The sequence below is a fragment of the Pseudomonas sp. NPDC087817 genome, from assembly GCF_044742875.1.
Lineage (GTDB): Bacteria > Pseudomonadota > Gammaproteobacteria > Pseudomonadales > Pseudomonadaceae > Aquipseudomonas.
This window is the reverse complement of the sequence record NZ_JBIUVJ010000022.1, coordinates 6,602-19,244: the sequence shown is the minus strand read 5'-3', so window position 1 is coordinate 19,244 and position 12,643 is coordinate 6,602. Positions and strand designations below refer to the sequence as shown.

The 12,643-nt window shown below is 60.5% G+C and carries 10 protein-coding genes and 1 tRNA gene; 1 reads left to right on the top strand and 10 read right to left on the bottom strand.

Annotated features, from left to right (window positions below; translation table 11 throughout):
- Positions 1 to 3: 3 nt before the first annotated feature.
- From ACIONG_RS16095 to ACIONG_RS16050, 10 genes are all read right to left on the bottom strand, one after another.
- Positions 4 to 1,428 carry an L-lactate permease gene (locus ACIONG_RS16095; RefSeq protein ID WP_401300914.1) on the bottom strand — a complete coding sequence of 475 codons (1,425 nt, stop codon included), beginning with the start codon at positions 1,426 to 1,428 and terminating at the stop codon, positions 4 to 6.
- Between the two features lie 17 nt (positions 1,429 to 1,445).
- On the bottom strand, positions 1,446 to 2,060 hold the full coding sequence (locus ACIONG_RS16090; RefSeq protein ID WP_213027257.1) for a glutathione S-transferase family protein: 615 nt from the start codon (positions 2,058 to 2,060) through the stop codon (positions 1,446 to 1,448).
- Positions 2,057 to 3,832, bottom strand: coding sequence for an FAD/NAD(P)-binding protein (locus ACIONG_RS16085; protein ID WP_401300911.1), 1,776 nt, complete (start codon positions 3,830 to 3,832; stop codon positions 2,057 to 2,059). Before ACIONG_RS16085 ends, ACIONG_RS16090 begins: the two co-directional genes overlap by 4 nt.
- On the bottom strand, positions 3,826 to 4,857 hold the full coding sequence (sbnB, locus tag ACIONG_RS16080; protein ID WP_315445259.1) for a 2,3-diaminopropionate biosynthesis protein SbnB: 1,032 nt from the start codon (positions 4,855 to 4,857) through the stop codon (positions 3,826 to 3,828). Before sbnB ends, ACIONG_RS16085 begins: the two co-directional genes overlap by 7 nt.
- Before the next feature lie 5 nt (positions 4,858 to 4,862).
- Positions 4,863 to 5,837 (bottom strand): 2,3-diaminopropionate biosynthesis protein SbnA, encoded by a 975-nt coding sequence (sbnA, locus tag ACIONG_RS16075; protein ID WP_401300908.1) that lies wholly within the window; start codon positions 5,835 to 5,837, stop codon positions 4,863 to 4,865.
- A 408-nt stretch (positions 5,838 to 6,245) separates the two neighbouring features.
- Positions 6,246 to 6,321 (bottom strand) — tRNA-Phe (locus ACIONG_RS16070).
- 103 nt (positions 6,322 to 6,424) lie between these two features.
- Positions 6,425 to 6,697: an oxidative damage protection protein gene (locus tag ACIONG_RS16065; protein ID WP_007949047.1), complete on the bottom strand. Its 273-nt coding sequence runs from the start codon at positions 6,695 to 6,697 to the stop codon at positions 6,425 to 6,427.
- Positions 6,694 to 7,761, bottom strand: a complete 1,068-nt coding sequence (mutY, locus tag ACIONG_RS16060; protein WP_401300905.1) for an A/G-specific adenine glycosylase — start codon at positions 7,759 to 7,761, stop codon at positions 6,694 to 6,696. The genes ACIONG_RS16065 and mutY overlap by 4 nt, the downstream gene beginning before the upstream one ends.
- Positions 7,758 to 9,980, bottom strand: coding sequence for an AsmA family protein (locus ACIONG_RS16055; RefSeq protein WP_401300902.1), 2,223 nt, complete (start codon positions 9,978 to 9,980; stop codon positions 7,758 to 7,760). Before ACIONG_RS16055 ends, mutY begins: the two co-directional genes overlap by 4 nt.
- A gap of 78 nt (positions 9,981 to 10,058) precedes the next feature.
- Entirely contained in the window at positions 10,059 to 10,463 is a 405-nt protein-coding gene (locus ACIONG_RS16050) for an acetyl-CoA sensor PanZ family protein (RefSeq protein WP_401300899.1), read from the bottom strand.
- Between the two features lie 233 nt (positions 10,464 to 10,696).
- On the opposite strand from ACIONG_RS16050, the gene ACIONG_RS16045 reads away from it, so the two are divergent.
- Positions 10,697 to 12,361 carry an OFA family MFS transporter gene (locus ACIONG_RS16045; RefSeq protein WP_401300896.1) on the top strand — a complete coding sequence of 555 codons (1,665 nt, stop codon included), beginning with the start codon at positions 10,697 to 10,699 and terminating at the stop codon, positions 12,359 to 12,361.
- The last annotated feature ends 282 nt before the right edge of the window (positions 12,362 to 12,643 follow it).

Genomic DNA, 12,643 nt, shown 5'->3' with positions numbered 1-12,643 from the left:
AATTCAGAGAAAGTAGAGCAAAACGATTCCCGTTGCAGCAACTATGACGATGTTGAGGGCCACCAGTCCGAAGGCGAATCGGATCAGGTTGTGCTCCTCCTGCCGGTTGGCACCCGCCAGCCCGATGATCAGCGACAGAATCGATAGCGATCCCAGCGCACCATGCCCGGCGGCACTGTTGACCATCGCCGCCAGCCACGCCCCGTGTTCGCTGCTCAGTGCCGCGATGGACGGCATGACCAGGGTGTTGCCGCCGACGTTGGAACCGGTGACATAACCGGCGATCCCCGCCAGCAAGGCGATGGTCGGAGCCAGGGAAATCCCCGACAACGATTGCAGTGTGCGCTGTGCCTCGACCAGAAATCCGGCGTTGACCATGACCTGGGACAGCAGCAGGAACAGGAAAATCGTCGTAACCGGAAACTTCGCCCGGTTGAACAGTGCGCGCCACGGGAAACCCGTCGCCGCGCTTTGTTTGATTGCCATCAGCAGGGTGACGATCAGCAGCGCCAGCCCTGGGGATGCCAAAGGCTTCCAGGAAACGTGCTCGCCTTTGATGATCCACAGCGCATCCCAGCCCGACAGAACAAACACGCCACGCGAGGCAACGATTACCCCAAGCAAAGCCAGGTACGGCCACGCCGCGTTCGGCCAGCGCACCAGTTTTTTCCGTTGTGCGTAGGAGATGCCCAGGCCTACGCAGGCCACGGCAAGACCCGCCAGCACCCCGGACACTTCCGGGCCGATCCACAGGTTGATGGAGAACAGCACCGCCACGAACAGCGCCGTTACCACGATCAGCCCGAGCCACGGTGAAACCGTGCGGATGCCGCCCTGCCACAGGGCGATCGCTGCGAGGCAGAGGAACACTGGGGCGCTGATCAGCGCCGAATGGCTGCCAAGGGTTTCTGCCGGCAGGTGCGCTAGCAGCGCACCAATCACCGTGGCCAGACCCAAGGTGCCCCACGGCATGATGACCATACCGGCCAGAGCGATTTTCATCCCCGACTGACGGGTGAACAGGCCCATCAACAACGGCACCGTGGCGATCAGCGAGACACCGAAACCGGTCATTGCTTCAAGCAGCGGTGCCAGGCCCAGCACGATGAAGATGACTTGCGCCGGCGGGGTCCAGCCCAGCTCCTTGACCCAGGCGCCGATGGCCTGCGGCGCACCACCGCGCTCGACCAGGATGACGAACGCCAGTCCCGGCACGATCACGCACGCGGTGCTGAGAAACAGGATCGTGGTGTCCTGAAAAATCGCTGAGCTGATGGCCGCCGACACCGGTCCGGCAGCGCCCAATGCCCATAGCACGAGCACCAGTACCACGCCTGCTAGCGCGGCTTGAACCGGCGGTCGGCGGACGATCAGGATCAGCGCGATCACCAGCGCGATCGGTGACATTTGCAACAAGAGAGAGCTCATACACAGTTTTCCTTAACTTAATCGTGAGTCTGCCCGCTGTACTCGGTCGCCCGCATGGACGGGCGCTCACAAAAAGTCTGATACCACTCGGTCAGGCGTGTCTGAGCGGAAAAGTCCGATAGCTGGCGAAAGGCGATCCAGTCGAGTGCGGTCGCCAGGGCGATGTGGCCAATGGTGATCGGACCATTGAGATCGACGTGCTCTTCGATGAAGCGATAAGCCTCTTTGAGTTTGAACGCCTGACCCTCGGCGTAGGCCGGATAGCGCAAGGCTTCCGGGCGACGCTCGACTTCCCAGCGCAGCTTGATGCCGACATCGCACATGCCCTGCGCCAACGCCTGCAGGCGCAGGGCCTTGTAGCGTTCGGGGCCGTTGGCCGGGATGAGTTTCGAGCCGTTGCTCAGGTCGTCGAGGTACTCGCAAATCACGATGGAATCGAACAGCGCGCTATCGTCAGGGAGGATCAGCACCGGCACCTTGCCCAACGGATTGGCCTTGTAGATAACCTCGTTCGGCGAGGTCGGGCTGGTCTCGTGATGGATCACTTCCAGGCTCGAAGCGATGCCGAGTTCGTGGGCAAGCACCAGCACTTTGCGGGCGTAGGGCGAATGCGTCTGGTAGTAAAGTTTCATGCGGGAGTACCTGCCTCAAGAATTGCAGTGGCGGCGCGATGAGCGTCCATGAACAGGCGCGAGGGCGCACCCGCCGATGTGACGTAGTGGTTGTAGTAGCAAGAGCCTTCGGCGAGCGGGCCAAGCACCCAAAGGTTGCGCACGGGTTCGCCCGCGCTCGACTTGGGATGACACGCCGCGTCGACATCAATGCCGTCGATGCCCGGCACGTCGGTACGCGGGCGGATCAGTCCAAGGCGCGCCAGGTCGCGTACCGGCGCGCAGTCGCTGTTGGTCACGCCGCTGCTCTGGACATAGCCGGCGACACGCTTGAAATGGTCTATAGCAGGTCGAGAGCCAGGCTTGAGGAACGTCAGCAGACCGGCGTCACACAGGGCGAGCAGGTCGGCGTGGCGCTCTTTCTGCGGGCCGGCGACGAGGCGGTTGATCGCCTTCTGCCAACGACCATAGAACTGCCGGTGGGAGGCGTCGGTCAGCCCGTCGAAGTCGACCGCTTCACGCAGTCGGTCACGCAGGTCGCGCCAGACTTCGATGGCCGCTTTGATCGCCGACGCCCCACGGCCCAGCCGCGATTCGTGCAAGTCGGCTTCGAGCGTGTCGTAGATCCAGGCGTGATAGTTGTGCGGTGTGACATTGTCCGGCAGTGCATGCCAGATCAACGCTTGCGGATTGATCGCGCCGCCGCTGGCTTCGTAATCGCGCAGCAACGCTTCGCAGGCGACAACGCCAGCAGGCCCGGCAACGCTGACGCTCCTGAGTTGCTCAAGTACCTGCGTCGGGTTTTCATGCAGGACAGCGACGGCCGCCGCACGCATCTCCAGCAGCATCAGCGGCAGGATGTCTTGCTCGAAATCCAGCTGCCGGTTCGGTGCATTGGCCCGCAAGGCTTCGATGCGCGCGCTGGTGAGCAGCACGGCTTGATGACGCGGGAACTCGATCAGGCCGTTGGGGCGAGTGCGGAAAGGCAGGCCGTCCCGCGACTGGATAAAGATCACCGGCTCGCGACCTGACGGTTGATACGCGTGACTGGCGTCGGCCATGCGCTTGTAGTGACCGCCGCGGCCCGAGGTGAGCGCCGCGAGGGTGTCCATCGCGCCGAGACCCAGCCCTTCAATCAGCACGGTTTCGCCGGGTTCGATGGTGTCGAGGCTGCCAGGCAGCGGGTAGACGTCCTCGATGCGGTTGCGATCAGCCAGGCGCAGGCGACCGGTATGGCCGACCGTCAGGATCAGCCGATCCACCGCCACCGCCTCGCCTGATGCGGTATGCAGAACGTACTGCTGAACCGCATTGCGTTCGACCGCCGTCACGGCCTGTTGATGCAGATTTACGCTGACCCAGCTGGGCGCGGTGGCGAGGATTTGCGCAAAGGCATCCGCCAGGTAAGCGCCGAGTAGATGACGCGGCAAAAAGTCCTGCGCCTCGACATCGCGTCCATCGGCGGCGAGCAAGCCGCTGTCGGGATCGACCTTGATGCGCTGCTCACGGCACCACGTCAGGAAATCCGCGCCCGGCCTTTCCCGTGCATCCGCCAGATTTCCAAATGCCGCTGCGTCGGGGAATACCCCGAGCTGACCGGCGACGGTATTGAGCAAAAGATAATCCGGCTGATCCGGCCAGTGCGCGCCGCTACCGAGCACGTTGGGTTCGAAAATATCGATGACGATCGGTTGCTCCGGGCGCTCCTCGGCGACGCTCAGCAGGCGTTCGAAAATCGATAGCCCGCGCGATCCGCAGCCCACCAGGCCGATAAGCAGAGGTGCCTTCACCATCTGCGCTCCTCCCCGAAGAAGGACGGGATGGCGACCGCCGAGCCGTCCTTGACGGCGATGTCGTGAATCATCCGGCCAATCGCCAGATCGAGGATGCCCATGCCGAATGGCGAGTAGATCAGCGGTTTGTCTGTGGCGACTTGCAGATCGCCGCGAATCAATTGCGCCACGGTGCCGGTAACGAAGTCGCGATGACCGTACTGCTGCTCGGCCAAGTGCGGCGAGGTATTGGCCTTCAGGCAATGGGTCACATCGTCGAAGTAGTTGTAACTTTCTTCGATGATTTCTGCGCCGATATCCCGCAGCGAAATGTTCAGGACGATCTGCCCCGGACGGAAAGTGCCGCTGCCTTTCACATAAGGCTCGCCGGCGCTGGTGGCGAACACCACGATGTCGGCGGTGAGTGCGTCTTGCAGCGACAGCAGCTGTACATCCGGAACCCCGAGCTGTTTGCCGAACGCTGACAGCGCTTGCGCTGATTCGGCGTTGAGATCGTGGATCCCCACGCTGTCGAACGACCAGTCGTCGGCGATGAACGTCTCAAGGATGTTTCGCGAAATCACCCCGCCACCAATGATCGAAAGTCTTGGCGCGCTTTTCCTTTGGCCATTCAGCCACCACGCGCCGAGCACCGCCGATGCAGCAGTGCGCACAGCACTGATCAACGCACCCTCGAGCAGCGAATAGGGATAACCGGTGTCCGGATCGTTGAGGATCAATACCGCCGAAGCGCGCGGGATGCCCGACTTGATATTGTCGGGATAGCTGGCAATCCACTTGATCCCGGAAACGGACTGATCGCCCTCGCTGTCGACGATGGCTGCCGGCAACGCAATGATCCGGTTCGCCGGTTCCGCCGGAAAGCGCAGGAAGTAACTGTCAGGGTTAACGGTTTCGCCACGCTCGTGGGTCAGGTAAGTCTGCGCGACGATCTCGATGGCTTCCTGCCGCAGGCCGTTGAGGATGTCCTTGACGACTGCGCCGGGGATAACGTGGAACGGTTGGATCGGGTTCTGTGTGGTCATGGGAATTACGCCGAAAGTGCCAGAGCGATTTCTGGGAAAAGGGGTTGCAACGCCGCTGCGCCGATACGCTGGGTGACCCAGTCGTCGGAATAGATGGTTTCGAGGTAGCGCTCACCCATGTCAGGCGAGATCGCCACGACAACGTCGTCGGGACGGATGTGCGGCGCCCATTGCTGGATGCCCGCGAGGACGGTGCCGGTGGAGCCGCCGAAGAGCAGGCCGTAGCGTTGCGCCAGCCAGCGGCAGACCTTGATCGTCTGTTCCTCGGGAATCGACAGGAAGTCGTGAATCCCGGACGCCTCGAATATTTCTGGCAGGCGACTGGTGCCCAGACCCGGGATATGCCGCGTGCCCCCCGGCAGGCCGAACGTGACCGAGCCGACGGTATCGACAGCGATGACTTTGGTCTGTGGATGATGTTCGGCGAAGTAGTTCTTGCAGCCCATCAGCGTGCCGGTAGTGCCGGCGCCGACAAACAGGTAATCCACATGGGGAAACTTATGGGCAATGGACTTGGCAGTCGCTTGATAGTGGGCGAGGGGATTGGTCGGATTCTTGTACTGGTTGAGCCAGATGTAATCCGGGTTCTCCGCGACCAGTTGCTCGATCAAACGAATGCGCGAATTAAGGTAACCGCCGTTTTCGTCACGCTGATCAACCATGATCATCTCGGCGCCGAGTGCCTGCATGAGCTTTCTGTTTGACGCAGAAATGTTCGGGTCAATCACACAGACAAACTTGTAACCCTTGGCGGCGCAGACCATGGCCAGCGCAACCCCCAGATTCCCCGATGAAGACTCGACCAGACGCGTCTTATGGGAAATCCGCCCCTGATTTTCCAGATCGGTAATCAGTGCGTGTGCGGTTTTGAGTTTTATCGATCCGGCAGGATTCAGTCCTTCGATTTTCAGTTGGATCCTTGCGCTGCAAAGTTCTCCAATCTGCACATAACTATCTTCATTGATAAGTTGCTTGATCATACGTCGTCCGTTTCGCTCTTTTGCCGGGCGCACGGGGGCGCCAGCATTCATCCTGGAATGTTTGAAAAGCAGTAAATGCAGTTCGCCTGTTGGTTTTTTTTAGATTTTTTAGCTGGACAGGAAGTGACCTTGCGGTGAACGCCGATCTATTCAAAAAATCAGGTTTTGCGCTCTGACGACCTCAAGGATCGAGAGTGTTGCGGGGCGCAAAGTAGAGCCAGTCATTGGCTCGCCAAGGCTTGGAGAAATACTGGCGAAATTTCCTACAAGGGGAGAGATACAGATTTCGGGTATTTTTCAGTACAGGTGGGGATGGGTGTATCGAGAGGGAGAGGGCGAGTAGGGAGGCATGATCAAATCGCAGGCATAAAAAAACCCTGAATCTTGCGATTCAGGGTTTTCGGTATTTGGTGCCCAGAGACGGAATCGAACCGCCGACACGGGGATTTTCAATCCCCTGCTCTACCGACTGAGCTATCTGGGCAACGGGGCGCATTAAAAGGGTTTTTCGGATTTACGTCAACGACTTTTTTAAAATTTCTTAAATTAATTCCGTCGCTTACGATCCGACCCCCGATTTTGCGGGTTTACTCGGCAGGCGGAACGTAGCCGTCGGCCTTGGCGTAATCCTCGCCGGAGAAGTACTTGTCCATCTCGCCCTGAAGATATTTACGATCTTCGGCGTTCATCATGTTCAGGCGTTTTTCGTTGATCAGCAGGGTCTGGTGTTTCTGCCAGTCGGCCCAGGCCTTGGCGGAGACGTGATCAAAAATATCCTGACCTTTGGCGCCCGGGAAAGGAGCGCGTTCCAGAGCGGGCAATTCTTCTTTGTACTTACGGCACATGATGGTGCGGGTCATGGTGACTCTCCTGCATTCAATACGGCAGCCGCGCGTTCGAGCAAGGTTTTGACCGGGGCGGCGAGGCCCAGGCGCGGCGGGGTGGCGAGGTTATACCAGAGCCAGTCGGCCTCGGCCACGTGATGGCTGGCCTCCTGCACCTGAACCAGCCAGGGTTCGATGGACAGCTGGAAATGGCTGAAGGTGTGGACAAGGCTTGGCAGCGCCTGCTGCTCGACCATGGTCAGCGAGTGCTGATCGGCGAGATGTTGCAGGTCGTCGAGGTCGTCGAGTTCCGGCAAGCTCCACAAACCGCCCCACAGGCCTGTCGACGGACGGCGATAAAGCAGAATCGCGCCGTCGCCATTGGCGAGCATTGGCATCAGCGTGCGTTTCTGCGGAATGGCTTTGCGCGGCTTGGGAATCGGGTAGCGCGTCTCCAGGCCAAGCATGTGCGCTTCGCAGCCACGCTCCAGCGGGCACAACAGGCAACTCGGTTTGCTCCGCGTGCAGAGTGTGGCGCCGAGATCCATCATCGCCTGGGTGTAGGCGTTGACCCGATCGTACGGCGTAAAACGCTCAGCGTTGGCCCAGAGTTGTTTGGCGACCTTCGGCTCGCCGGGGTAGCCCTCTTGCGCGGTAAAGCGCGCCAGAACGCGTTTGACGTTGCCGTCGAGGATCGGCGCGCGCAGCCCCATGCTGATGCTGGCAATCGCACCGGCGGTGGACAGGCCGATGCCCGGCAGGTCCGTGAGTTTCTCCACATCCCGCGGAAACTCGCCGCCGTACTCGCTGACGACGATCTTCGCGGTCTTCTGCAAATTGCGCGCGCGGGTGTAGTAACCCAGGCCCGTCCACAGGTGCAGCACTTCGTCTTCCGGCGCCTCGGCCAGCGCTTGAACCGTCGGCAGCGCGGCCATGAAACGGTCGAAATAGTTGAGCACGGTGCTGACTTGCGTCTGTTGCAACATGATCTCCGACACCCACACCCGATACGGATTGATGTCTTGCTGCCAAGGCAGATCGTGGCGGCCGTGGCGGTCGAACCACTCCAGCACCGCCTGTGAAAACTGCTCCGCTCTCATCGCTTGAACAGCCCCTTCAATGCGTTTTTCAATTCCGGGCTGACCTTGTCGCCGAGTTTCTCGTTAATTTTTTCGCTGAGTTTGTCACCAGCCAGTTTGGTCGCGACCTGACCGAGTCGATCGTTGTCCACACGGCAGGCCTTGGCGCCCAGTTCCAGCGGGCCACGGCAGCGCAGCGGCCACTCGATGCCGACGAATTTTTCGCCGACCTGACAGGCCGGATCCGGCATGGCGCTGGTGTCACCCTCAACGATGATGCCGACGCGGTAGTCCATGCCGAGCACACGCAGGTCGATATCGCCGTCACCGTTGACGGTCATGCCCGGGATGCGCACTTTCAGGTCCGGGTTGCTGGCGATACCGTTGCGGAAGGTCAGGTTGCCCTTGAGTTCCTGGAATGGCGTGTCTTTGCCCCGTGGCTCGCCGCTAAGGGTTTTGCGGTTGAGCGTGGCGATGCCTTTGCACAGTTGCTGCTCAAGGTTGGCGTTGAGCAGCACGCCGTTGTTGATCACGAAACTGGCGTTGCCGTTGAGGGTTTCGATCAGTGCCTGTTGGCTGTTGCCGCTGCCGGTGACATTACTGGTGAGGGTTACCAGGCCTTTGACCGGCGGATTCTTGCCCTGGCTTTCGAGGATTTTTTCCGCCGGTACGCGGTTGATCTTCGTCTGCAGGTTCAGCACTGGCGCGCTCGGGCGTACGTCGAGGGTGCCTTTGGCTTCGAAGCCGCCGTTGTACAGCTCGCCGCTCAGATTATTGAGGGTCAGCAAGCCGCCTTGGCCGGTGGCTTTGAGTGCGGCGTTCTGGATCGGCAATTTGTCGAGGGTCAACTGGCCGAAAGTCAGGTCGGCATCTACATCGAGCTTGGCAAGGCGTTCAACCGGCAGGAGGCGGTCAGTGCTCCAGGCGCTTTTGCTCGGCTTGTCCGGCAGAGGCGTAGAGCCTGCGCCGGCCATGGCATCGGCTTCGGTGCTGGCGACTTCGGCCTGACGCACTTGCGTGGCGCTGGTGGCTTTTTCCGATTTCGGCGGCAGGTAGCGGTCGACGTTGAAGGTGTCTGCCTTGAGGATCGCCCGCAGCGATTGTTTGGCGAAATCCTCGACGGCGATGCGGCCGCTGAAGCTGCTGTCGTCGATCTTCAGGTTGATGTTGTCGAACGCGGCGCTGGTTGGCGTGGCCGAAACACGGCTGACCAGTTCGACCTTGCTCAGGCTGCCCTCGGCCATGGCCGGCAGTTTCTGGCCGATGCTGTCGACGAATTTCGCCAGATCGAACTGCGCGATCGAGATGCCGCCAGTGATCTGCGGGGTCTTGTCGAGGTCGTTGGCTTTCAGTTCACCCAAGGCGCGCAACTGGTTGGCGGAGATCTTGATGCCGGTCCATTCGGCGACGTTCGCGGCTTTATCCAGCAGCAACTGCCCCTGAGCGGCGAAGGTCATGGTCTTGCCTTGAAGCGGGTCACCGGCCAGTTCGCCGGAAAGCTTCAGGTCTTCAAACTTGTAGCGTTGCAGAGCGCGCTCGAAGCGCAGTTCACCCGTGAGTTCGGTACGCACCCGCAGCACGGGCTGATTAGTGCCGAGGAATGCAGTGGCTTTCACCGGAATGTTGGTCGAATCGTGCACCGGGCCGGTGCTCAACTGGATGCTTTCGGCACTGAACTGCTTGCCGGTCAGTTCGTCGTTGTACTCAACACGGGCGTTGTTGACGGTCAGGCTGTCGATGTCGAGGCGGATCGGCTGCGCGGGTTTTTCCACCGCGACCGGGGTGTCGCTGGCGGGTTCGCCGGGGGTGGCTGGCGGCGTTGTGCCGGCCGCGACAGGCACTTTGCCGATGTCTTCCCAGTTGCCGTGACCGTTCTTGTCGCGGTTGAGACGGAGGTTGAGGCCTTCGACGCGCACATCGCTCATCTGCACTTCGCGGCGCAACAGCGGCAGCACGCGCACGGACAGGCCGAGCATCTGCAGGTCGGCAAACGGTTCGGCAGGCTTGGCCAGGGTGGCGACGCTGGCTTCGTGCAATTCCAGGCCGAGCCACGGGAACAGGCTCCAGCCGATATCGCCATTGAGCGTCAGCTCGATGTGGGCCTTGTCGCGGGCTATCTGGCGGATCTCGTCTTTGTAATCGTTGGGATCGAAGAGGTGGGTCAGGGCAAAGCCTGCCGCCACGATGATCAGCAACAGCCCGAGAAGTACCAGACCCAGGATTTTGCCGAACGCTTTCATGGGCGAGTCCTTGTAGTTAGTCGAATTCGTAATTTAGCCGGGGAGTATAGCGCTGCAACGGCCCGGTTCGGGGTGAAGTCATGTTGCCAGCACCGTCAGTGGCAGGTGCAACCTTGCGGCGATGGCCTGGGCTTCAAGATGCCCGGCAGGCGCCAGCAGACGCAGTTCTGCCCCCGCTTGCGACGCCATTTTCTGCGCTTGGTTCACCAGCCGCTCGGCAACCCCACGGCGTCGGGTAACTTTTCGTACGCATAAATGCGACAAGTACCAAACCTCGGGGTGCCTTGTCAGACGTGCGGCGCCGAGCAAGCGGTCATTGAAACGTCCGGCAATAAAACAGCCGTCAGCCAGAGTGCTTTCGATCAGCTCGGCCTCGCCGGAGAACGGCGCGAACAGCCAATCGGGCGCATCGCGGTAAATCTTCTGCAAATCCTGCTGGTCCTGATAACTGGCGTCTTCAAGCGTCTGAACGATGACTGGCATGGTGGCTCCGTAGGAAATGTCCTGTGCAGGAGATCAGGTGACATGAAAAAGGTGATATCAGTTTGGTTTTTCTGTCACGTGCAAATGGTAACCTTCGCCGGTTCGTCCGTCCTTCTGCGACTTAACGTCGCGCCTTCAAGGAGCTTCACCTGAAAAAACGGTCATGCCTGCGTGCATTAAGGCCGAGGGTGAACAGTGGCTGGCGAACCATACTAATAATTGGGGGATACACAATGAGCACGAGCATCACGGCGGACGGCGTCAACGCCGACCAGCCTGCGTTCCTGTCCAAGGAACGCATCATCGCCAAGCCCGGTTTCAACCGCTGGCTGGTACCACCGGCCGCTCTGGCCATTCACCTGTGCATCGGCATGGCCTACGGTTTCTCGGTGTTCTGGCTGCCGCTGTCCAAGGCGTTGGGCATCACTGCGCCAGTGGCTTGCGCGCCGGACATGAGCTTCATCGCTCAGGTGTTTTCTTCGCAATGCGACTGGCCGATCTCGATGCTCGGCTGGATCTACACCCTGTTCTTCATCTTCCTCGGCTGCTCGGCAGCGATCTGGGGCGGCTGGCTCGAACACGCCGGGCCACGCAAGGCCGGTGTCGTATCGGCGCTGTGCTGGTGCGGCGGTCTGCTGATCTCGGCGCTGGGTATTTATACCCACCAGATCTGGCTGATGTGGATCGGTTCCGGTGTGATCGGCGGTATCGGTCTGGGCCTGGGCTACATCTCGCCGGTGTCGACCCTGATCAAGTGGTTCCCGGACAAGCGCGGCATGGCTACCGGCATGGCGATCATGGGCTTCGGCGGCGGCGCGATGGTTGGTGCCCCATTGGCCGCAGCGCTGATGGGCCACTTCGCCTCGCCAACCAGCGTCGGCGTGTGGCAGAGCTTCCTGGTGATGGCCGCGATCTATTTCGTGTTCATGATCGGCGGCGCACTGTCTTACCGCGTACCGCCAACTGGCTGGAAGCCTGAAGGCTGGACCGCTCCGGCGAAAAAAGCTTCGAACTCGATGATCACTCACCGTCACGTGCACGTGAATGTCGCGTGGAAAACCCCGCAATTCCGTCTGGTCTGGCTGGTGCTGTGCCTGAACGTATCGGCGGGTATCGGCATCCTCGGCATGGCTTCGCCACTGCTGCAGGAAGTGTTCGGCGGCAAACTGCTGGGTGTTGACGTGCCGTTCGGTCAGCTGGATGCCGGGCAACTGGCCTCAATCGCCGCGATTGCCGCCGGTTTCACTGGTCTGCTGAGCCTGTTTAACATCGGTGGCCGCTTCTTCTGGGCGTCGTTCTCGGATTACTTGGGCCGCAAAAACACCTATTTCGTGTTCTTCGCTCTGGGTTTTGCCCTGTATGCGTTGATCCCGAACCTCGGTCATCTGGGCAACGTTGCGCTGTTCGTGGCGGCGTTCTGCATCATCCTGTCGATGTACGGCGGTGGTTTTGCGACGGTTCCGGCGTATCTGGCCGACCTGTTCGGTACGCAAATGGTCGGCGCTATCCACGGTCGTCTGCTGACGGCGTGGGCGGCAGCTGGTGTGCTCGGTCCGGTGTTGGTGAACTACCTGCGTGAGTATCAGCTGAGCATCGGCGTGGAACGCGCGGCGGCTTACGACATCACCCTGTACATCCTCGCCGGCCTGCTGGTGCTGGGTTTCCTCTGCAACATGCTGGTACGGCCGGTGGCTGACAAGTACTTCATGACCGACGCTGAGCTGGCGGCCGAACAGGCACTGGGCCATGACAAAGGTGCTGACGCGACCACCGTGCTGGAATGGAAAGCCGCGCCGGGCAGCAAGCCGTTGGCGGTGGCTGCGTGGCTGGGGGTGGGTATTCCGTTGGCGTGGGGTGTGTGGGTGACCCTGCAGAAAACGGCGGTCCTGTTTCACTAAGTAATTGGTAAAACGCAGTACCCCTGTAGGAGTGAGCCTGCTCGCGATAGCGGTCTGACAGTCACAGAAATGTTGACTGTGAGGCCCTCATCGCGAGCAGGCTCACTCCTACAGTCGTTTCGGGGTGCCTGTAATGGCTTGTATGGACATGTCTACCCGCGACAGCCGGGGGTTCTATCCGTCTGCCATGTCACGTCTCGTGTTTCTGTTTCGGCCCCGCGTGCCTATAATGGCTGCCTTTTTCGCCCAATGATTTTGCGGAGCTGGTGATGGCCGAACGTA

Coding starts and splice junctions, on each gene's coding strand:
- sbnB (WP_315445259.1), bottom strand. CDS start 4,857: ATGACCACACAGAACCCGATCCAACCGTTCCACGTTATCCCCGGCGCA.
- ACIONG_RS16095 (WP_401300914.1), bottom strand. CDS start 1,428: ATGAGCTCTCTCTTGTTGCAAATGTCACCGATCGCGCTGGTGATCGCG.
- mutY (WP_401300905.1), bottom strand. CDS start 7,761: ATGAGAGCGGAGCAGTTTTCACAGGCGGTGCTGGAGTGGTTCGACCGC.
- ACIONG_RS16065 (WP_007949047.1), bottom strand. CDS start 6,697: ATGACCCGCACCATCATGTGCCGTAAGTACAAAGAAGAATTGCCCGCT.
- sbnA (WP_401300908.1), bottom strand. CDS start 5,837: ATGATCAAGCAACTTATCAATGAAGATAGTTATGTGCAGATTGGAGAA.
- ACIONG_RS16050 (WP_401300899.1), bottom strand. CDS start 10,463: ATGCCAGTCATCGTTCAGACGCTTGAAGACGCCAGTTATCAGGACCAG.
- ACIONG_RS16045 (WP_401300896.1), top strand. CDS start 10,697: ATGAGCACGAGCATCACGGCGGACGGCGTCAACGCCGACCAGCCTGCG.
- ACIONG_RS16085 (WP_401300911.1), bottom strand. CDS start 3,832: ATGGTGAAGGCACCTCTGCTTATCGGCCTGGTGGGCTGCGGATCGCGC.
- ACIONG_RS16090 (WP_213027257.1), bottom strand. CDS start 2,060: ATGAAACTTTACTACCAGACGCATTCGCCCTACGCCCGCAAAGTGCTG.
- ACIONG_RS16055 (WP_401300902.1), bottom strand. CDS start 9,980: ATGAAAGCGTTCGGCAAAATCCTGGGTCTGGTACTTCTCGGGCTGTTG.